This window comes from Streptomyces sp. CA-278952 (assembly GCF_028747205.1).
Lineage (GTDB): Bacteria > Actinomycetota > Actinomycetes > Streptomycetales > Streptomycetaceae > Streptomyces.
In genome coordinates this window covers 7333884-7354244 of the sequence record NZ_CP112880.1, presented here as the reverse complement: position 1 = coordinate 7354244, position 20361 = coordinate 7333884, and the positions used below count along the sequence as shown (strand labels likewise).

Annotated in this window: 21 protein-coding genes; 13 read left to right on the top strand and 8 right to left on the bottom strand. The window is 72.0% G+C overall.

Annotated features, from left to right (window positions below; genetic code table 11):
- Positions 1 to 23: 23 nt before the first annotated feature.
- Positions 24 to 1559, bottom strand: a complete 1536-nt coding sequence (locus tag N7925_RS32335) for an ATP-dependent DNA ligase (RefSeq protein ID WP_274345948.1) — start codon at positions 1557 to 1559, stop codon at positions 24 to 26.
- Between the two features lie 56 nt (positions 1560 to 1615).
- Complete coding sequence (locus N7925_RS32330) at positions 1616 to 2407, bottom strand: metal-dependent hydrolase (RefSeq protein ID WP_265603011.1); 792 nt, start codon at positions 2405 to 2407, stop codon at positions 1616 to 1618.
- A gap of 138 nt (positions 2408 to 2545) precedes the next feature.
- On the opposite strand from N7925_RS32330, the gene N7925_RS32325 reads away from it, so the two are divergent.
- Positions 2546 to 5059, top strand: coding sequence for a DEAD/DEAH box helicase (locus tag N7925_RS32325; RefSeq protein WP_265603010.1), 2514 nt, complete (start codon positions 2546 to 2548; stop codon positions 5057 to 5059).
- A gap of 46 nt (positions 5060 to 5105) precedes the next feature.
- Positions 5106 to 5981, top strand: coding sequence for an acyl-CoA thioesterase (locus N7925_RS32320; protein WP_274345947.1), 876 nt, complete (start codon positions 5106 to 5108; stop codon positions 5979 to 5981).
- 9 nt (positions 5982 to 5990) lie between these two features.
- Here the strand turns inward: N7925_RS32320 and N7925_RS32315 are convergent, their stop codons facing one another.
- Positions 5991 to 6254, bottom strand: a complete 264-nt coding sequence (locus tag N7925_RS32315; protein ID WP_265603008.1) for a DUF6011 domain-containing protein — start codon at positions 6252 to 6254, stop codon at positions 5991 to 5993.
- A 330-nt stretch (positions 6255 to 6584) separates the two neighbouring features.
- On the opposite strand from N7925_RS32315, the gene N7925_RS32310 reads away from it, so the two are divergent.
- From N7925_RS32310 to N7925_RS32300, 3 genes are read left to right on the top strand one after another with little or no spacing between them, the layout of a single operon-like run.
- Positions 6585 to 7601, top strand: coding sequence for a DUF389 domain-containing protein (locus N7925_RS32310; RefSeq protein WP_274345946.1), 1017 nt, complete (start codon positions 6585 to 6587; stop codon positions 7599 to 7601).
- A 60-nt stretch (positions 7602 to 7661) separates the two neighbouring features.
- A complete protein-coding gene (locus N7925_RS32305) occupies positions 7662 to 8186 on the top strand; it encodes a GNAT family N-acetyltransferase (protein WP_265603006.1) in 525 nt (174 codons plus the stop codon).
- 50 nt (positions 8187 to 8236) lie between these two features.
- Positions 8237 to 8725 carry a glutathione peroxidase gene (locus N7925_RS32300; protein ID WP_265603005.1) on the top strand — a complete coding sequence of 163 codons (489 nt, stop codon included), beginning with the start codon at positions 8237 to 8239 and terminating at the stop codon, positions 8723 to 8725.
- 65 nt (positions 8726 to 8790) lie between these two features.
- On the opposite strand, the gene N7925_RS32295 is transcribed toward N7925_RS32300, so the two are convergent.
- On the bottom strand, positions 8791 to 10017 hold the full coding sequence (locus tag N7925_RS32295) for an acyl-CoA dehydrogenase family protein (protein WP_265603004.1): 1227 nt from the start codon (positions 10015 to 10017) through the stop codon (positions 8791 to 8793).
- A gap of 187 nt (positions 10018 to 10204) precedes the next feature.
- Here N7925_RS32295 and N7925_RS32290 point away from each other — a divergent pair, with 187 nt between their 5' ends.
- Entirely contained in the window at positions 10205 to 10867 is a 663-nt protein-coding gene (locus tag N7925_RS32290) for a TetR family transcriptional regulator (protein WP_274345945.1), read from the top strand.
- Between the two features lie 37 nt (positions 10868 to 10904).
- Here the strand turns inward: N7925_RS32290 and def are convergent, their stop codons facing one another.
- Positions 10905 to 11450, bottom strand: coding sequence for a peptide deformylase (gene def, locus N7925_RS32285; protein WP_265603002.1), 546 nt, complete (start codon positions 11448 to 11450; stop codon positions 10905 to 10907).
- 114 nt (positions 11451 to 11564) lie between these two features.
- Between def and N7925_RS32280 the strand changes: the two genes are divergently transcribed.
- From N7925_RS32280 to N7925_RS32250, 7 genes are all read left to right on the top strand, one after another.
- The gene (locus N7925_RS32280) at positions 11565 to 12803 is read left to right on the top strand and encodes a MurT ligase domain-containing protein (RefSeq protein ID WP_274345944.1); all 1239 of its coding nucleotides are present in this window, start codon (positions 11565 to 11567) and stop codon (positions 12801 to 12803) included.
- Positions 12804 to 12837: 34 nt separating this feature from the next.
- Positions 12838 to 13566: a type 1 glutamine amidotransferase gene (locus N7925_RS32275; RefSeq protein WP_265603000.1), complete on the top strand. Its 729-nt coding sequence runs from the start codon at positions 12838 to 12840 to the stop codon at positions 13564 to 13566.
- A gap of 175 nt (positions 13567 to 13741) precedes the next feature.
- Complete coding sequence (locus N7925_RS32270; protein WP_003970624.1) at positions 13742 to 14767, top strand: 6-phosphofructokinase; 1026 nt, start codon at positions 13742 to 13744, stop codon at positions 14765 to 14767.
- Positions 14768 to 14899: 132 nt separating this feature from the next.
- Positions 14900 to 15850: a cytochrome c oxidase assembly protein gene (locus tag N7925_RS32265; RefSeq protein WP_265602999.1), complete on the top strand. Its 951-nt coding sequence runs from the start codon at positions 14900 to 14902 to the stop codon at positions 15848 to 15850.
- Positions 15851 to 15916: 66 nt separating this feature from the next.
- Positions 15917 to 16075, top strand: coding sequence for a hypothetical protein (locus tag N7925_RS32260; protein WP_274345943.1), 159 nt, complete (start codon positions 15917 to 15919; stop codon positions 16073 to 16075).
- A 206-nt stretch (positions 16076 to 16281) separates the two neighbouring features.
- Positions 16282 to 16998 (top strand): lysophospholipid acyltransferase family protein, encoded by a 717-nt coding sequence (locus tag N7925_RS32255; RefSeq protein WP_274345942.1) that lies wholly within the window; start codon positions 16282 to 16284, stop codon positions 16996 to 16998.
- A gap of 64 nt (positions 16999 to 17062) precedes the next feature.
- Positions 17063 to 18112: an NAD-dependent epimerase/dehydratase family protein gene (locus N7925_RS32250; protein ID WP_274345941.1), complete on the top strand. Its 1050-nt coding sequence runs from the start codon at positions 17063 to 17065 to the stop codon at positions 18110 to 18112.
- 94 nt (positions 18113 to 18206) lie between these two features.
- Here N7925_RS32250 and N7925_RS32245 read toward each other — a convergent pair whose 3' ends face one another.
- The 3 genes from N7925_RS32245 to N7925_RS32235 are packed head-to-tail and all read right to left on the bottom strand — an operon-like array spanning position 18207 to position 20354.
- The gene (locus tag N7925_RS32245) at positions 18207 to 18995 is read right to left on the bottom strand and encodes an urease accessory protein UreD (RefSeq protein WP_274345940.1); all 789 of its coding nucleotides are present in this window, start codon (positions 18993 to 18995) and stop codon (positions 18207 to 18209) included.
- Positions 18992 to 19669: an urease accessory protein UreG gene (ureG, locus tag N7925_RS32240; protein WP_274345939.1), complete on the bottom strand. Its 678-nt coding sequence runs from the start codon at positions 19667 to 19669 to the stop codon at positions 18992 to 18994. The genes N7925_RS32245 and ureG overlap by 4 nt, the downstream gene beginning before the upstream one ends.
- 22 nt (positions 19670 to 19691) lie before the next feature.
- Positions 19692 to 20354: an urease accessory protein UreF gene (locus N7925_RS32235; protein WP_265602993.1), complete on the bottom strand. Its 663-nt coding sequence runs from the start codon at positions 20352 to 20354 to the stop codon at positions 19692 to 19694.
- Positions 20355 to 20361 lie beyond the last annotated feature (7 nt).

Genomic DNA, 20361 nt, shown 5'->3' with positions numbered 1-20361 from the left:
GCGCCCTGTTCGCACGGGCGCGCTCACGGCTGCCGGGACAGGACCGTCTCCACCGTGTCCGCCTCCTGCGCGGTCTTGTCCTCCCGGTAGCGCAGGACGCGGGCGAACCGGAGGGTGACCCCGGCGGGGTAGCGGGTGGAGCGCTGGAGTCCGTCGTAGGCGATCTCCACGACGAGTTCCGGGCGTACGGTGACGACATGGCCGTCGTCGTCGGTCGCCAGCTCCCCCAGCCGCTCGGTCTGCCAGTCCAGCAGGGCGTCCGTGAGCCCCTTGAAGGTCTTGCCGAGCATCGCGAACGTACCGTCGGGCCGGCGGGCGCCCAGGTGCAGGTTGGAGAGTTTGCCGGTGCGCCGCCCGCTGCCCCGCTCGACGGCCAGGACCACCAGGTCCAGGGTGTGCACGGGCTTCACCTTCAGCCACGACGCGCCCCGGCGGCCCGCGCTGTAGACGGCGGTCAGGTCCTTGACGACGACGCCCTCGTGGCCGCGCTCCAGGGTGTCCGCGAGGAACGCGTCGGCCGCCGCGCGGGTCTCGGGGTCGTCCGGCTCGGCGACGAGGGTACGCCGGACCCGCAGGCTCTCGGGGAGCAACCGGGCCAGGGCCGCGTGGCGGTCGGCGAAGGGCCGGTCGAGCAGGTCCTCGTCGTCGACGAGGAGGGCGTCGAAGAAGACGGGGACGACGGGCACGTGCGCCGCGGCTGTGGCTACGTCCCGCCGTGAGCCCACCCGGGCGGCGGTCTCCTGGAACGGCCGGGGCCTGCCGTCCTCCCCCAGGGCGATCAGCTCGCCGTCGAGGACGAAGCGGCGCGCGTCGAGCGCGGCGACGGCGGTGGCCAGTTCGGGCAGCCGGTCGGTGATGTCGTCGAGGGTCCGGGTGTAGGCGCGGATCCGGTCGCCGTCCCGGTGGACCTGCACCCGGATCCCGTCGAGCTTCTCCTCGACCGCGCACGGGCCCAGCTTGTCGAGGGCCTCGCCCACCGAGGCGGCACTGCGCGCGAGCATCGGCTGGACGGGCCGCCCGACCGTGAGACGGAAGGCTCCGAGCGCTCCGGGACCTTCCGCGAGGAGGACGCGGGCGACGTCCTGGAGCGATCCGGCGAGCATCACGGCGCGCCGGACGTCGGCGGGCGGTGCTCCGGCGGCGTGGGCCAGGGCGTCGGCGGCGACGGCGTCCAGGGCCCCCTGGCGTACCTCGCCGGTGAGCAGGGCCCGCAGGAAGCGCTGCTCGTCGGCGGTGGCGGCGGCGAACAGGTCGCGCAGGCGCTCGCGGCGCAGGGCCTGGGAGCCGGGGCCGGAGGTGGCGGCCAGGGCGGTCAGCTCGGCATCGACGCCGGTGACGGTGAGGGTGGGCCGGGAGGCCGGTTCCACCGGGTCCCCCAGGCTCCGCCAGCCGACGCCGATGCGGCCCTGGGGCAGCCGTCCGGCGAGGTACGGGATGACGACGGGGACGTCCTCGGGTGTGGCGTCCCGGAAGAGGCCGGCGAGGAGCGCCGTCTTGCGGGACCGGGCGGAGGTGGCGGCGACCTCCAGGGAGACCTGGGCGAGCTCGGCGAGCAGCATGCTGCCATCGTGCTACGGAGCGGAGCGCGTCGCCCGCCCGCGCGGGCGGCGACCGGTCATATGAAGTTGAGGGCGGCGGCCCCGCCCACTCCCCCGAGGACCATGAAGGCCGGCATCAGTACCTTGATCTCCACCCAGCTGCCGGCCCGGAACCGCATGAACTTCGGAGGGCCGAGCGGGTACCAGCGCTTCCCGGCGATCGGGAGCGGCCACAGGATCGGGCACCCCGAGACGGTCAGCGCGTCCCCGATGTCGTGGACCAGGGCGCCGAGCACGATGGGCAGACCGAGCCACAGGTACTCCTGGCCGGGGGCGTCGAAGAGCCAGCCGGCCCCGTTGCCCGGCTGGTCCAGCACTCCGGCGAGGATCCAGGCGCTGGTGGCGCCGAGCAGCCAGACGAGGACGTCGCTGGAGACCCGGGCGGCCCGCCAGAGCAGGCCCTCGACAGCAAGCACCAGGTGGACGAAGAGGATCGCGAGGACCGCCCAGCGGCCGCCGCTGATCGCGGCGAAGGAGCAGCCGCCGCCCATCAGGACGGCGAAGAACCAGGTGTGGGTGAGGGTGCGGTGCCCGCCGGTGCGACGGGGGTCGGCCTTGCTCTTGGTGGCCTTGTAGACGGCGTACGAGAGCTTGTCGGCTATCTCGCAGAGCCCCTTGGAGAGCGGGCCGAAGGCGCGCGAGATGGTCGCGGACTTGTGGTCGAGGTCGGGGGCGAGCGCGGCTCCGGCGCAGATCAGCGCCCCGACGACGAGGACGGGCCAGGGCATCGTGTGGCCCGCGGCGGCGGCCGCCGCGCCCACCCCCAGCCAGGCCGCTGCCCCTGACAGGGAGTGTGCCGGTCCCATCATGGTCTTTTCCCGCCCCCAGCGCTGCGTACGCCCATCACCGGTACGGCGCGGGCAGGTTGAGACCGCAGCGTATCGTCCGTGATCTTCGTGCCGTCCGCCGGTTCCCTCATCCGGGCCGAAGACAGGCAAGATGGGGGCGTGACCCTCATCGACCAGCTGCCCAAGACACCCGACCCGGACGCCCTCTTCGAGGCCTTCTCGTCATGGACCGAGACCCAGGGCATCACCCTTTATCCGGCTCAGGAGGAGGCGCTGATCGAGGTGGTCTCCGGGGCGAACGTGATCCTTTCCACTCCGACCGGCTCGGGTAAGAGCCTGGTGGCGGCGGCCGCGCACTTCACGGCGCTGGCGCAGGACAAGGTCACCTTCTACACGGCGCCGATCAAGGCGCTGGTGTCGGAGAAGTTCTTCGACCTGTGCAAGCTCTTCGGTACCGAGAACGTCGGCATGCTCACCGGCGACGCCTCGGTCAACGCGGACGCCCCGGTGATCTGCTGTACGGCCGAGGTGCTGGCCTCCATCGCGCTGCGCGACGGCAAGTACGCCGACATCGGCCAGGTCGTCATGGACGAGTTCCACTTCTACGCGGAGCCGGACCGTGGCTGGGCCTGGCAGATCCCGCTGCTGGAGCTTCCGCAGGCCCAGTTCGTGCTGATGTCGGCGACGCTCGGCGACGTCGCGATGTTCGAGAAGGACCTGACCCGCCGCACCGGCCGGCCCACCTCCGTGGTGCGCTCCGCGACCCGTCCGGTGCCGCTCAGCTACGAGTACCGCTTCACGCCGATCACCGAGACGCTGACCGAGCTGCTGGACACCCGGCAGTCGCCGGTCTACATCGTGCACTTCACCCAGGCGGCGGCCGTCGAGCGGGCCCAGTCGCTGATGAGCATCAACATGTGCACGAAGGAGGAGAAGGAGAAGATCGCCGACATGATCGGCGGCTTCCGCTTCACCACCAAATTCGGCCAGAACCTCTCCCGTTACGTACGCCACGGCATCGGGGTGCACCACGCGGGGATGCTGCCCAAGTACCGCCGCCTGGTGGAGAAGCTGGCCCAGGCGGGTCTGCTGAAGGTGATCTGCGGGACGGACACGCTCGGCGTCGGCGTCAACGTGCCCATCCGCACGGTGCTGTTCACGGCGCTCACCAAGTACGACGGCACCCGGGTGCGGACCCTGCGCGCGCGGGAGTTCCACCAGATCGCGGGCCGGGCCGGGCGGGCCGGTTTCGACACGGCCGGCTTCGTCGTGGCGCAGGCCCCCGAGCACGTCATCGAGAACGAGAAGAACGTCAAGAAGGCGGGCGACGACCCGAAGAAGAAGCGCAAGGTGGTCCGCAAGAAGGCCCCCGAGGGTTTCGTCGCCTGGTCGGAGACCACCTTCGACAAGCTGATCACCTCGGATCCCGAGCCGCTGAGCTCCCGCTTCCGGGTCACCCACACCATGCTGCTCGCGGTCATCGCCCGGCCGGGCAACGCGTTCGAGGCGATGCGGCATCTGCTGGAGGACAACCACGAGCCGCGCCGGGCGCAGCTGCGGCACATCCGGAGGGCCATCGCCATCTACCGCTCGCTGCTGGACGGCGGGGTGGTGGAGCGGCTGGAGACGCCGGACGCCGAGGGCCGGATCGTCCGGCTGACGGTCGATCTGCAGCAGGACTTCGCGCTGAACCAGCCGCTCTCCACGTTCGCGCTGGCCGCGTTCGACCTGCTGGACGCCGAATCCCCTTCCTACGCGCTGGACATGGTCTCGGTCGTCGAGTCGACGCTGGACGATCCCCGACAGATCCTGGCCGCCCAGCAGAACAAGGCGCGCGGCGAGGCCGTGGGGCAGATGAAGGCGGACGGGGTCGAGTACGAGGAGCGGATGGAACTGCTCCAGGACGTCACGTACCCGAAGCCGCTGAGCGAGCTGCTGTGGCACGGCTACGACGTGTACCGCACGAGCCATCCGTGGGTGAACGACCACCCGGTGTCGCCGAAGTCGGTGATCCGGGACATGTACGAACGCGCCATGACTTTCACGGAGTTCACCTCGCACTACGAGCTGGCCCGGACCGAGGGCATCGTGCTGCGGTATCTGGCGAGCGCGTACAAGGCGCTGGAGCACACGATCCCGGACGACGTGAAGTCGGAGGACCTCCAGGACCTGATCTCCTGGCTCGGCGAGATGGTGCGCCAGGTGGACTCCAGTCTGCTGGACGAGTGGGAGCAGCTGGCCAACCCGGAGGTGGAGACCGCGGAGCAGGCCCAGGAGAAGGCGGACGAGGTCAAGCCGGTCACGGCCAACCCCCGCGCCTTCCGGGTGCTGGTGCGCAACGCGATGTTCCGCCGGGTGGAACTGGCCGCACTGGACCGGGTCCGGGACCTGGGCGAGCTGGACGGCGACGCCGGGTGGGACGAGGACGCCTGGGGCGAGGCGATGGACGCGTACTGGGACGCGCACGAGGAGATCGGGACCGGTCCGGACGCGCGCGGTCCGAAGCTGCTGAAGATCGAGGAGGACCCGGCGCACGGGCTGTGGCGGGTCTGGCAGGCGTTCGCCGACCCGGCGGGCGATCACGACTGGGGCATCAAGGCCGAGGTGGATCTCGCGGCGTCCGACGAGGAGGGCCGGGCGGTCGTCCGGGTCACCGAGGTCGGCCAGCTGTGACGAGCCCCCGGTCGAGTCGGCGGACACCGAAGTGGAGAGGTACGGCATGACGAACCCGGCCGAGCTCCTGGTCGATCTTCTCGACCTGGAGCGGATCGAGGTCAACATCTTCCGGGGCCGCAGCCCCGAGGAGTCCCTGCAACGGGTCTTCGGCGGGCAGGTCGCGGGCCAGGCGCTGGTGGCGGCGGGCCGGACCACCGACGGGGAGCGGCCGGTGCACTCGCTGCACGCCTATTTCCTGCGGCCGGGCCGTCCCGGAGTGCCGATCGTGTACCAGGTGGAGCGGGTGCGGGACGGCCGGTCGTTCACCACCCGGCGGGTGACGGCGGTCCAGGAGGGCCGGACGATCTTCAACCTGACGGCGTCGTTCCACCGCCCCGAGGAGGCGGGCTTTGAACACCAGCTGCCGCCGGCCCGGATCGTCCCGGACCCGGAGGAGCTGCCGACGGTGGCCGAGGAGGTACGCGAGCACCTGGGCGTGCTGCCGGAGGCGCTGGAGCGGATGGCCCGGCGGCAGCCCTTCGACATCCGTTACGTCGACCGGCTGCGCTGGACGAAGGACGAGGTCAAGGACGCCGATCCGCGGAGCGCTGTGTGGATGCGGGCGGTGGGCCCGCTGGGCGACGACCCGCTGGTGCACACCTGCGCGCTGACGTACGCGAGTGACATGACGCTGCTGGACGCGGTCCGCATCCCGGTGGAGCCGTTGTGGGGTCCGCGCGGCTTCGACATGGCGTCGCTGGACCACGCGATGTGGTTCCACCGGCCGTTCCGGGCGGACGAGTGGTTCCTGTACGACCAGGAGTCGCCGATCGCCACGGGCGGCCGGGGGCTGGCGCGGGGCCGGATCTACGACCGTTCGGGTCAGCTGCTGGTGTCGGTGGTGCAGGAGGGGCTGTTCCGGCGGCTGGCGAGCGACTAGAGCACCCTTTCACGTGCCGGGCAGCGGGTCCTGGTCGACCTCGTGGCGGCGGGTGCGGATGTCCGGCGGCGCCGGGTGCAGCTTGGCGTCGCAGGAGGGGCCGAGGCCGGCCCGGCGCGAGTCGGTCCCGGTGAGGGGGCGGCCGCAGAGGCGGCAGCGGACGAGGCGGCGGCCCCGGTGCTGCTCGCCTTCGGCGGCGGGGTCCCGGGCAACGGCACCGGCGGCACCGGCGGCACCGGGCAGCGGTTCGGGAAGGGCGTCGGGAATCTCCACACGCCGATCCTGCCAGTACGGCGTCCCCGCCGCCCGCGAGGGCCTCTCGTTTGATCATGCCGGGTTGGCGGGGTCCTCCGCGCGCACCTGCGGCGTTGTCGTCGGTCGCCCGTGGTCGGCGGGTACCGGTCCAGGCGCCTTCCTCCCGGTGGGGCCCCGTCCCCTCTCCGTCCGGCACTGCCGCCCGGGGTGCGCGGCACACGTCCGGGGGCCGGGACCAGCGCCCGGTTTGCCGAACGGGGGCAGGGCCGCGTTACTGGAGTGAGCCCCCGGGGCCACCGGTGGGGTGGCGCGCCGCGCGATGGGGCCGGGAGCCGCGGAGGTGCCGGGATGGACATGATCCACATCCGCGCGGTGAGCCCGCCGGACCTGACCGACGAGGTCGTCGGCCTGCTCTCGGACGACCCCTGCGTGCTCAATCTCATCGTGCAGCGCGACGCCGCGCGCCGTCCCGACGGCGACTCCATCGCCTGCGACGTGCTGACGGGGGCGGCGAACGACGTGCTGCGCCGCTTGCGCGCCGTCCGGCTGGACCAGCGTGGGTCCCTCGTCATCGAACCGGTCGACATGGCCTTCTCCGGCGCCGCGACCGAAGGGGGACAGCGCGCGCTGGGGCCGCTGAGCCGGGCTCCGGTCTGGGAGCAGGTCGAGGCGCGCATCCGATCCGGCGGGCGGTACCCGCCGAGCTTCTTCCTCTACCTGGTCGTCGCCGGGCTGATCGGTTCGGTCGGCATCGTCACCAACTCGCAGATCCTGATCGTGGCGGCGATGGTCGTCGGGCCGGAGTACGGCGCCATCCTCAGCGTGGCGCTGGGGATCGACCGGGGCCATCGGGCCATGGTGCGCGGCGGGCTGGCCGCCATGGGGTCCGGTTTCCTCCTCACCATCGTCGTCACCTTCCTCTTCGCCCTCCTCATCCGCGGGTTCGGGATGCAGTCGGAGGCCTTCGACCGGGGGTTGCGCCCCGTCTCCAACCTCATCAACACGCCGAACTTCTTCTCGGTCGCCGTCGCGACCCTCGCCGGGATCGTCGGGATCGTGTCGCTCACCGAGGCCAGGACCAGCGCCCTGCTCGGCGTGTTCATCTCCGTGACGACGATCCCGGCCGCGGCGGACATCGCCGTCTCCACGGCGTTCACCAGCTGGTCCGACGTGCGGGGCTCCGCCATCCAGCTCGTGGTGAACATCCTGGTGCTGATCGTGGTGGGCACGGCCACGCTCAAGGCCCAGCGGGCGATCTGGCAGCAGGTCGGTCTCCGGCGTGACCGGGACCGCCGGCTCGCCGAGGAGACCTCACGGACCCATGACGTCGCCGGGGCGGAGCACCCGTGCACCCTGGAGGAATGAGCCTCCGCCGGGGGCCGTACGGTTCCTTCCGACCCCTGCCCTGTGAAAGGACCCCCGCGCATGACCGAGATCGTCCACGTGTCCGCCCCCGAGCTGGTCACGTACGCCGACGAGCTGGCCGGCCTCCTGGCCGAGACCGTCGACGAGGGGTCCTCGGTGGGCTTCCTCGCCCCGTTGGACCGGGAAGCGGCCGCGGCCTGGTGGCGGGAGCGGGCCACCGACGTGGAGGCGGGACGGGTCGGCGTCTGGATCGCCCGCGAGGGCGGGCGGGTCTCCGGGACGATCGCCCTGGTCCGCGCTCCGCTGCCGAACGCCCGGCACCGCGCGGAGGTCGCCAAACTGATGGTCCGGCCCTCGGCGCGCGGCCAGGGGCTCGGCGGGGCGCTGCTGTCCGCGGTCGAGGCGTACGCGGCGACCGAGGGCATCACGCTGCTGATCCTGGACACCGAGAGCGGCAGCCTGGCCGAGCAGGTGTACTGCAAGGCGGGCTGGACGAAGGTCGGGAGCGTACCGGGATACGCGGCGGATCCGGCGGGCATCCTCAAGCCGACCACTTTCTACTACAAGGAGCTCGCCGCTCCGTGAGCGGTGGGCGGCACCACGGGCACCACCACGCACTGATCAGGGAGACTTTCATGACGCTGCACGACATTCCGCTGCGCACCCTCGCGGGCGAGCCGACCACGCTGGGCGCGTACAGCGGCCGGGCCGTCCTCTTGGTGAACGTCGCCTCCAAGTGCGGGCTCACCCCGCAGTACGAGGGTCTGGAGCGGCTGCAGCAGAACTACGGGGACCGGGGGCTGACCGTGCTCGGCGTCCCGTGCAACCAGTTCGCCGGGCAGGAGCCGGGGAGCGCGGAGGAGATCCAGAGCTTCTGCTCGACGACGTACGGGGTCACCTTCCCGCTGCTGGAGAAGATCGACGTCAACGGCGCGGACCGGCACCCGCTGTACGTGGAGCTGACGAAGCTGGCGGACGCGGACGGGGAGGCCGGGGACGTCCAGTGGAACTTCGAGAAGTTCCTCATCTCGCCGGCCGGTGAGCCCGTCGCCCGGCTCCGGCCGCGCGCCGAGCCCGAGGCCACGGAGGTCGTGGCGGCGATCGAGGCGCAGTTGCCCGGCTGAGTACACCGGGAGGGGGCGGTCCGGTACGCGTGTTCCGGACCGCCCCTTTCCGTCGCCCGCGGCGGCTACCGGATCGGCATGCCCGACAGCGTGCGGGCGATCACCAGGCGCTGGATCTCGCTGGTGCCCTCGAAGATGGTGTAGATGGCCGCGTCGCGGTGCATGCGCTCGACCGGGTACTCACGGGTGAAGCCGTTGCCGCCGAGGATCTGGATCGCCTGGGCGGTGACGTCCCGGGCGGTCTCGCTCGCGTACAGCTTGGACATGGAGCCCTCGGCCGAGGTGAACGGCTTTCCGGTAGTGGCCATCCAGGAGGCGCGCCAGACCAGCAGCCGGGCGGCGTCGATCCGGGTGCGCATGTCGGCGAGCTGGAAGGCGATGCCCTGGTTGTCGATGATCGGGCGGCCGAACTGGCTGCGGGTCTTCGCGTAGTCGAGGGCGACCTCGTAGGCGGCGCGGGCGGTGCCGACGGCCATCGCGCCGACGGCCGGGCGGGACGCCTCGAAGGTGGCCATCGCCGCGTTCTTGACGCGCTCGCCGCCGGACTTGGCGCGTTCCCGGGCGCGGGCGAGGCGCTCGTCGAGCTTCTCCTTGCCGCCGAGCAGGCAGTGTCCGGGGACGCGGACGTCCTCCAGGACCACCTCGGCGGTGTGCGAGGCGCGGATGCCGTGCTTCTTGAACTTCTGGCCCTGGGAGAGGCCGGGGGTGTTGGGCGGCACGATGAAGGAGGCATGGCCCTTGGAGCCGATGTCGGGGTCGACGACGGCGACGACGACGTGGACATTGGCTATGCCGCCGTTGGTCGCCCAGGTCTTGGTGCCGTTGAGGACCCATTCGTCCTTGGCCTCGTCGTATACGGCCCGGGTGCGCATCGAGGCGACGTCCGATCCGGCGTCCGGCTCGGACGAGCAGAAGGCGGCGACCTTCACGTCGTCGGCGTCGCCGTACATCTGCGGGATCCAGGTGCCGATCTGCTCCTCGGTGCCGTTGGCGAGGACGCCGACGGCCGCCAGGCCCGTACCGACGATCGACAGGCCGATGCCCGCGTCGCCCCAGAAGAGCTCTTCCATGGCCATGGGGATGCCGAGACCCGTAGGGTCGAAGAACTGCTGGGCGTAGAAGTCCAGGGAGTAGATGCCGACCTTGGCCGCTTCCTGGATGACGGGCCAGGGCGTTTCCTCACGCTCGTCCCACTCCGAGGCGGCGGGGCGGATGACATCCGCCGCGAAGCCGTGGAGCCACTCCTTGACCTGCTTCTGGTCGTCGTTGAGATCGAGCGTGAACTCGGCCATGTTCCCCTCCAGGCACTGCGGCGAAAACCATGCGTTACTTGCGGTAACCACAGTCTGTTACCGGCAAGTAGGTACTGTCAACCGCCACGGAGCCGATCAGGCGCCCGCCCAGCGGAGTGTTACGTTGCGCGGGCGTGCAGAGGCGATGCGACGGCATCGCGTGGCCAGGGGTGGGAGAAGAGACGACATGGAGACCGCACGAAACGCCGAGCGACAGCGGACCGCGGCCGAGCGCCGTCGCCGCGAGTTGCTGGAAGCGGCGGACCGGGTGGTGCTCAGGGACGGACCGCAGGCCTCGATGAACGCCATCGCCGCCGAGGCCGGGATCACCAAACCCATCCTCTACCGCCACTTCGGGGACAAGGGCGGCCTCTACCGCGCCCTCGCCAAGCGCCACACCGACGCGCTGCTCAGCGCCCTGCGGGCCGCCCTCGACGCGCCCGCCGGCCGGCGTGAGCGGGTGGAGTCGACGCTCGACACCTATCTCGCCGCGATCGAGGCCCGCCCCCAGGTCTACCGCTTCCTGATGCATCCTGCTGACGGTGCTGCCGCCGACACAGCCCCCTCCCCCGAGCAGGGCTTCGACGTCGGCCGGCACTCCGCCCCGCTGCTGCGCCGCCTCGGCGAGGAGCTGGGCCAGGTGATCGCCGAGCGCGTCGACCTGGGCCCGGACAGCGAGCAGATGGCCCGCATCTGGGGGCACGGGATCGTCGGCATGATGCACGCGGCGGGCGACTGGTGGCTCGGCGACCGGCCCTGCTCCCGCGAACGGCTGGTGAGCAGTCTCGCCGATCTGCTGTGGGGCAGGCTCGCGGAGGCCGGCGACCTCCAGGGCGGCCCTGGGTTCTGACCCTCTCGGGACGCCGGACCCCGGAGCCCGGCAGGCTTCAGTCCTTGCGCGCCCACGGTGCGCGGCGCGCCGCGCGCAGCGCCCGGGTACGCCGCAGCCCGGTCAGCCGGTCGGTGTAGACCATGCCCTCCAGGTGGTCGCACTCGTGCTGGAGGCACCGGGCGAACCATCCCGTCCCGGCGATCCGGACCGGCTCGCCGGTCATCGTGAGGCCCTCGACGACCGCGTGGTCGAAGCGATCCGTGCCCGCTTCCAGACCGGGAAGTGACAGACAGCCCTCCGGTCCGCGTACGGTGAGTCCGTCCGCCTCGACCAGTTCGGGATTGACCACGTGTCCCAGATGGCGGACATCGTCGTCGTCCGGGCAGTCGTAGACGAACACCCTGAGCGGGACGCCGACCTGGTTGGCGGCGAGTCCGACACCCTGCGCGGCGTACATCGTCGCGAACATGTCCTCGACCAGCCGCGCCAGCGACGGGCCGAAGTCCGTGACCTCCTCGCAGGCTCGGTGGAGCAACGGGTCGCCGAGCAGACTCATCTCACGGACCAGTCCGGAACTGCCGGGGATCGGGCGGTTTCGCATGGCGGCAAGGTTACGTTCCGCCGGGGCCGGGGAGTTCCCGTGGTGCCGCGGTGCGGTCGCCGCGCCGGACATCGATAGGCTGGGCGCGGACCGATGCAAGGAGGATCTAGGACGATGGCAGGCAACACGGAGCCGTTGTCGCCGCGGGCCAAACTGGCCGTGACGGCGGGCAAGGCCGCGGCGGCGGTGTCACGCGCCGCGGGGCGGGGCAGCGGATCGGTGATCGGCGGCCGGGTGGCGCTCAAACTCGACCCCGACCTGCTGGGGCGGCTGGCGCAGCACCTGGACGTGATCCTCGTGTCGGCGACGAACGGCAAGACGACCACCACACGGCTGATCGCCGAGGCGCTGCGGGCCGCCGGGCCCGTCGTGTCGAACGCGCTCGGCGCGAACATGCCCGCGGGCATCACCTCGGCGCTGGCCGGCGGCTCGGACGCGAAGTTCGGCGTGATCGAGGTCGACGAGAAGTATCTGGCGGGTGTCGCGCGCGACACCACGCCCAAGGTGATCGCCCTGCTCAACCTCTCGCGCGACCAGCTGGACCGCGCGGCCGAGACCCGGATGATGGCCGAGCACTGGCGCGAGGGCCTCTCCGGCTCGAAGGCCGTGGTCATCGCGAACGCGGACGACCCGCTGGTCGTCTGGGCGGCCTCCTCCTCGCCCAACGTGGTGTGGGTGGCGGCCGGCCAGGCGTGGAAGGACGACGCCTGGTCCTGCCCGTCCTGCGGCGGTGTGATGCAGCGCCCGGGCGACGACTGGTTCTGCGGGCAGTGCGGCTTCCGCCGCCCCGCCCCGAGCTGGGCTTTGAGCGGCGACTACGTCCTGGACCCGCACGGTTCGGCGTGGCCGATCCACCTCCAGCTGCCGGGCCGGGCGAACAAGGCGAACGCCACCAGTTCCGCCGCCGTCGCCGCCGTCTTCGGCGTGCCGCCGCAGGTCGCGCTGGAGCGGATGTACCAGGTGCAGGCGGTGGCCGGACGCTATGACGTCGTCACCTTCGAGAACCGTGAGCTGCGTCTGCTGCTGGCGAAGAACCCGGCCGGCTGGCTGGAGACCTTCTCGCTGATCGACCCGCCGCCGACGCCGGTGATCCTCTCGGTGAACGCGCGGGGCGCGGACGGCACGGACACCTCCTGGCTGTGGGACGTGGACTACACGCAGCTGGCGGGTCACCCGATCTTCGTGCTCGGCGACCGGAAGCTGGACCTCGCGGTCCGCCTCGAAGTCGCCGGTCTCGACTTCCGGGTCTGCGAGACGCTCGACGAGGCCGTGAGTCACGCACCGCCCGGCCGCATCGAGGTCATCGCCAACTACACCGCCTTCCAGGATCTGCGCCGTCGTGTCGGCAACTGACCCCGGCCCCGGCCACCTCCGGAGAGGACGAAGCATGAGCAACAACGGTCTGCGTCTGGTCTGGGTCTACCCCGACCTGCTCAGCACCTACGGCGACCAGGGCAACGCCCTGGTCGTGGAGCGGCGTGCCCGGCAGCGCGGTCTGGACGTGCAGCGCGTCGACGTGCGCAGCGACCAGCCGGTGCCGACGTCCGGCGACATCTATCTGATCGGCGGCGGTGAGGACCGGCCACAGCGCCTGGCGGCCGAGCGGCTGCGCCGCGACGGCGGGCTGAGCCGGGCCGCGTCCAACGGCGCGATCATCTTCTCGGTCTGCGCGGGCTACCAGATCCTCGGGCACGAGTTCGTCAACGACCTCGGCGAGCGCGAGGCCGGCCTCGGTCTGCTCGACGTGGTCTCCACCCGCGGCGAGGGCGCACGGTGCGTCGGCGACGTACTGGGGGACATCGACCCGCACCTCGGGCTGCCGCCGCTGACCGGGTTCGAGAACCACCAGGGCGTCACCCATCTCGGCCCGACGGCACGGCCGCTGGCCCGGGTGCAGTTCGGCCGGGGCAACGGCACCGGGGACGGCACGGAGGGCGCGTACAACGACACGGTCTTCGGGACGTACATGCACGGCCCCGTGCTGGCCCGCAACCCGCAGATCGCCGATCTGCTGCTGAAGCTGGCCCTCGACGTGAACGCGCTGCCGCCCACCGACGACCGCTGGTACGACGCGCTGCGCGCCGAGCGGATCGCCTCGGCGACCCAGCCCGCCTGAGGCACTTTCCGCTCGCCTGAGCGGTGTCCGTCTGAGGTGTTTTCCGCTCGGTTGAGCGGAGTCCAGCAGGCGGACGGCCGGTTCGGTCCCGCCACCCTGCGCCGGTAGGGTGGCGGGGATCCAACCGGACGACGTGGTCCGGTCGTCGACTCAACGTTGCAAAGGTTCCCGGGCCATGCGCATTGGCGTACTCACCTCCGGCGGCGACTGCCCCGGCCTCAACGCCGTCATCCGTTCCGTCGTGCACCGCGCGGTGGTGGACCACGGCGACGAGGTCATCGGCTTCCACGACGGCTGGAAGGGCCTGCTGGAGTGCGACTACCGCAAGCTCGACCTTGACGCGGTGGGCGGCATCCTGGCCCGCGGCGGCACGATCCTCGGTTCCTCCCGGGTCCAGCCCGCGCATCTGCGCGACGGCGTGGAGCGCGCCCGCGGCCATGTCGCGGACCTCGGTCTGGACGCCATCATCCCGATCGGCGGCGAGGGCACCCTCAAGGCCGCGAACCTCCTCTCCGAGGCCGGCCTCCCGATCGTCGGCGTCCCCAAGACCATCGACAACGACATCGCCTCCACCGACGTCACCTTCGGGTTCGACACCGCCGTCGGCGTCGCCACCGAGGCCCTGGACCGGCTGAAGACCACCGCCGAGTCGCACCAGCGGGTGCTGATCGTCGAGGTCATGGGCCGTCACACCGGCTGGATCGCCCTGCACTCCGGCATGGCCGCCGGCGCCCACGCCATCGTGGTGCCCGAGCGCCCCTTCGACATCGACGAGCTGACCGAGCTGGTCGGCAAGCGCTTCTCGGCCGGCAAGAAGTTCGCCATCGTGGTGGTCGCCGAGGGCGCGAAGCCCCGCGAGGGCTCCATGCAGTTCGAGCAGGGCGTCAAGGACATCTACGGTCACGAGCGGTTCGCCGGGGTGGCCACCCAGCTCTCCGGGGAGCTGGAGCAGCGGCTCGGCAAGGAGGCCCGTCCGGTCATCCTCGGCCACGTCCAGCGCGGCGGCACGCCCACCGCGTACGACCGGGTCCTGGCGACCCGGTTCGGCTGGCACGCGGTGGAGGCGGCGCACCGGGGCGAGTTCGGGATGCTGACCGCGCTGCGCGGCACCGACATCGTGATGGTCCCGCTGGGCGAGGCCGTCGAGACGCTGAAGACGGTCCCCGCCGAGCGGTACGCCGAGGCGGAGTGCGTGCTCTAGAACACCTCGTCCACCTCGTCGGGACACGTCGTCCCAGAACTGCCCCCGGCCGCAACCGCGGCCGGGGGCAGTTCTACTCTGGACCGGACAACCGGCACGAAACGGGGACGTGTCCCCATCGGGAGTGAACAGATGGATCACAGCGGGCACGGCATGAACATGGATCTGCCGCCGTTCACGCTGGGGCGGGGGCTGGAGCTCTCCGTCGACCCGTTCTTCCTGACCGGCTGCGTCCTGGCGCTCGCCCTGTACGGGTACGGCGTGGTGCGGCTGCGTCGGCGCGGGGACGGCTGGCCGGTGAACCGGATCGTGTTCTTCACCGTGGGCGTGCTGAGCATCGCGCTGGTGATGTGCACCAAGCTCAACGACTACGGCATGGTCATGTTCAGCGTGCACATGGTGCAGCACATGGTGATCAGCATGCTGTCGCCGATCCTGCTGCTGCTGGGCGCCCCGGTGACGCTGGCGCTGCGCGCGCTGCCGCCGGCCGGGCGGGGGCGGACCGGACCGCGCGAACTGCTGCTGAAGCTGCTGCACAGCCGGTACATGAAGATCATCTCGCATCCGGTGTTCACCATCCCGCTGTTCATCGCGAGCCTCTACGCGCTGTACTTCACGCCGATCTTCGACTTCCTGATGAGTTCGAAGCCCGGCCACATCGGGATGATGGTGCACTTCCTCGCGGTCGGCCTGGTCTTCTTCTGGCCGATCATGGGCGTGGACCCGGGCCCGCACCGGCCCGGTTACCTGATGCGCATGCTGGAGCTGTTCGCCGGGATGCCGTTCCACGCGTTCTTCGGGATCGCGCTGATGATGGCGTCGACGCCGATGGTCAAGACGTACGAGAACCCGCCGGCCTCGCTCGGCATCGACGCCCTGAGCGACCAGAACTGGGCGGGCGGCATCGCGTGGGCGTTCAGCGAGATCCCCTCCGTGCTGGTGCTGATCGCGCTGGTCTTCCAGTGGTACCGCTCCGAGCAGCGCACCGCGCGGCGCACCGACCGGGCTGCGGACCGCGACGGTGACAAGGAGCTGGCGGCGTACAACGCCTATCTCGCGTCTTTGCAGGCGCGCGGACGGTAGCGCGGAGGGCGCGTACGGGGTGACCATGGGGACAACGGCCGCGCGGCCGACGAGGAGCGTGCGCGCATGTCCGGATCGACGAAGACCATGGGATACCTGACCGGCGGGACCCTGATCGCGGTGACCGCGTACACGGTGGCGCTGGGAAGCAGTGGCTGGCTCTGGTTCGGCTGGGTGGTGCTGGGACTGTGCACCCTCGGCATGCTGGCCACGCAGGACACCTGAGCCCGCGGGACGGTCTCGGCAGCGGGTGAGCATGCCTGACGGGCCCGGAGGCGGGTACGAGCCGGGAGACCGGTTCGCTACGGTCGCACAGTGGTGCCGGGACCTACGCTTTTGGTCCCGGCACCACCGTGACCTGGTAGTACGCAGCCCTGAACCCGGCAGTACAGCCCTGACGCCGACCCGGCAGAGCGAGGTGCACCCGCAAGGTGTTCTATTACGTCCTGAAATATGTCGTGCTGGGGCCCGTACTGCGGCTGCTGTTCCGGCCCCGGATCGAGGGTCTGGAGCACCTTCCCGAGGACGGCGCGGCGATCGTCGCGGGCAACCACCTCTCCTTCTCCGACCATTTCCTGATGCCGGCCATCATCAAGCGCCGGATCACCTTCCTGGCGAAGGCCGAGTACTTCACGGGCCCGGGCATCAAGGGCCGACTGACCGCGGCCTTCTTCCGCAGCGCCGGGCAGATCCCGGTGGACCGGTCGGGCAAGGACGCCGGGCAGGCGGCCATCCGCGAGGGGCTCGGCGTGCTGAGCAAGGGCGAGCTGCTGGGGATCTACCCGGAGGGCACCCGCTCGCACGACGGTCGGCTCTACAAGGGCAAGGTCGGGGTCGCGGTGATGGCGATCACCGCGCAGGTGCCGGTGATTCCCTGCGCCATGGTCGGCACCTTCGAGATCCAGCCGCCCGGCCAGGTCGTGCCGAAGATCAAACGGGTCGCGATCCGCTTCGGCGCACCGCTGGACTTCTCCCGCTACGCGGGCATGGAGAACCAGAAGGCCGCGATCCGGGCCGTGACGGACGAGATCATGTACGCGATCCTCGTACTCTCCGGCCAGGAGTACGTGGACGAGTACGCGGCCAAGGTGAAGGCCGCCGAACAGGAGGCCGCGCCGCCGAGGAAGTTCCCCAAGCTGCGACGCTGAGCGCGAATACGCCACCGGCAGAGCGCCCTCCCCCCGGCGGGTCGGCTCCCCTAGCGTCGGACCCATGAGCAAGGGACACGCATGGGTGCTGGGAGCGACGGGCCAGATCGGGCGGGCCGCGGTGCGGGCGCTGGCCGCGGACGGCTGGGAGGTCACCGCGGCCTCGCGCGCCGGCGGCCGGGACGAGGGGTGGGACGCCGGGGTCCGGGCGGTGGCGCTCGACCGTGACGAGGAGGGGGCGCTCGGCCGGGCGCTGGGCGACGGCTGTGACGTGCTGGTCGACATGGTGGCGTTCGACGGCGCGCACGCCCGGCAGCTGACGGGGCTGGCCGACCGGATCGGATCGGCCGTCGTGATCTCCAGCGGGGCGGTGTACGAGGACGACCGGGGCCGCAGCTTCGACACGCAGGCGGAGCGTGACGGTTTCCCCCGCTTCCCGGTGCCGCTGCCGGAGACCTGGCGCACGGTGGCACCGGGGGACGCCTCGTACGCGACGCGGAAGATTCTGCTGGAGCGGGAGCTACTGGCGGCGGGCGAGGAGCTGCCGGTGACGCTGCTGCGCGCGGGCGCGGTCCACGGCCCGTACTGCCGCACACCGCGCGAGCTGTACGTGGTGAAGCGGCTGCTCGACGGGCGCCGGCGCCGGGTGTTCGTGTACGGCGGGGAGAGCCGCTTCCATCCGGTCCATGTGTCCAACGCGGCGGAGCTGATCCGGCTGGCCGCCGGGAATCCGGGCTCCCGTGTGCTGAACGCGGCGGACCCCGAGGCCCCCACGGTCGCGGAGATCGCGTCGGCCATCGACGACGTGCTGGGGCGGGAGACGGAGACGGTGCTGATCGAGGGCGCTTCCCCGGAGGGTCACATCGGGGTGACACCGTGGAGCGGCGCCCACCCCGTGGTCTACGACATGACGGCCGCCGAGGAACAGCTCGGCTACCGCCCGGTGACCGGGTACGCGGAGTCGCTGCCGGAGACGGTCGAGTGGCTCGCCGGGCAGCTGGCGGAGCGCGACTGGCGCGAGGCGTTCCCGAAGATGCTCGCCAACTACGGTGCCTGGCTCTTCGACTACGCGGCGGAGGACGCCTGGCTGGAGGCGTACGACCGGGGGCGCTGAGCGACCCCGGTCCCACGAACCGTTCTACGGCTTCGGCGTGGCGTGCGGGGCGCTGCGGAGGGTCGCTGAGTGGCCCCCGCCGGCCCAGCGGCCCTCAACCCGTGTCGTGGTCCGCCTGCAGACCGTCCAGCAGCTCACGCATCGCCTCGTCCAGGATCCCGCGCAGCAGGCGGGCGTCGGCGGCCACGGCGGTCACCAGGACGGCGGGGCCGGCGAGTGGGGTGAGGGCGGCGGTGGGCCCGAGAAGGCGCGCGGGGAGCGGGGCGTCCTCGAAGGCCGGGTCTGCGAGGAGCAGTTGGCCGACGGCCCGGTGGCCGCCGAGGACTGCCGGGCCATCCCAGCCACCCGGGGCACCGGGCCCGTAGGCCAGTTGCTGGTCCAGGAGCGGGCGGCCCGCGCGGTGGACGGTGAGCCGGGTGGTGAGCGCGCCGGTGGGCTCGCCGTGCCGGCCGAGGATCTGTTCCTCGCGCAGCAGCAGGCGGGCGGTGCGGGCGAGTCGGACCCGGGTGGTCTGGTGGAGATCGCTGCCGTGGGCGGAGACGAGTTGTTCGGGCAGCCAGTGCAGCACGGCCCCCTCCCCCACGGTCAGGTCCATCCCGTACGTGGACGGACCGGTGCCCGCCCGTGGGCCCGGGAGGGCGACGGTGGCCGCCGCCGCGTCCACGGTGAGGCGCGCCCCGTCCGCGATGTCCGCCTCGATCGCCAGCCGGTCGCCGTTGAGCGGGGCGCTCATCGCGCCGACGACGGTAACCCGGGCGTACGCGGCCTGCGGCGAGCGGGTGCGGCGCAGGGCGAGCGGGCCGTCGCTGACCAGGACGGGCAGGGCGGTCCCGTCCCGCCCGTCGGGCTCGGCGCGCAGCCGGGCCGTCGCGCGGACGCTCACGCGGCCCAGGCGGCGAGCTGTGCCCGCACCCAGTCGGCGACAGGACCGACGCCTTCGGCCGAGGTCAGCGAGGTGAAGGCGACGGGGAGGTCGCCGCGCTGCTTCTTGGCGTCGAGGGCCATCTGCTCCAGGTCGGAGCCGACGTAGGGGGCGAGGTCGGTCTTGTTGACGACCAGCAGGTCGGCGGTGGTGACGCCGGGGCCGCCCTTGCGCGGGATGTCGTCGCCGCCCGCGACGTCGATGACGAAGATCTGCGCGTCGACCAGTCCCTTGGAGAACGTGGCGGTGAGGTTGTCGCCGCCGGACTCGACGAGGATCAGGTCGAGCGGGCCGACCGCGTCCTCCAGGTCCTCGACCGCTTCGAGGTTGGCGGAGATGTCGTCGCGGATCGCGGTGTGCGGGCAGGCGCCGGTCTCGACGGCCTGGATCCGCTCGGGCGGCAGGACCGCGTTGCGCAGCAGGAAGGCGGCGTCCTCCTGGGTGTAGATGTCGTTGGTGACGACGGCGATGGAGAGCCGGTCGCGCAGTTCCCAGCAGAGGGCGGCGACGGTGGCCGTCTTGCCGGAGCCGACGGGGCCGCCGAGGCCGATGCGCAGGGCGCGCCGGGTGCCGTCGGGGCGGGTGGCGTCGGCGCTGACGGCGGCGGGGCCGTCGTGGGAGTGGCCGAGGTGCATGGGGGGCTCCTGTGGGTGCGGGTTACGAGGCGAAGAGGCGGACCGGCCAGGCGGCGTGCGCCTCGGCGGTGATGTCGAGGAGCGGCGACGAGGCGGCGGGCAGGGCGTCGATGCCCTGCCGGGCGGCCTCGGCGGCCTGTTCGGCGACCCGGTCCAGCTCGGGGGCGAGCCGGGCGAGTACGGCGGTGGCGTGGAAGGGGTCGAGGGAGAGGAGCCGGACGACGGCGGTGGCGGGGCCGCTGACGGTCTCGTACGCGGCACAGTGGGCGGCGTCCACGGGGTCCAGACCCGCCGACCGTGCGGTGAGCCCGAGGACGACCGGCTGGTGGGCGCCGCGCGGGCGGGCCGCCGCGAGCGCGTCCAGCTCGGGGCTCGGCCAGGTGGCGCGGGCGGCCCGCATCAGCTGCCGGCCCAGCTTGCGCGCGGTGGCCCGCAGGGCGGGCGAGGGTGTACGGGCGTCGGCGGCCTCGTCCAGGGCGAGCGGGTCGAGGCCGTGGGCCGCCGCCGCGGCGAGGGCGGCGGCGGTGAGGCCTGTGGTGTGGAGCCGGCCCCGGCAGAAGTCGGCGAGGGAGTCGGCGTCGAGGACGCGGCCCTCGGCGACGGCCGGTTCGGCGCCGCCGGAGTGGGCGTGTCCTCCGGCGGGGAACCGGCCGTCGGCGAGGACGAGGAGTGCTGCGCGTGACATGGCCGGA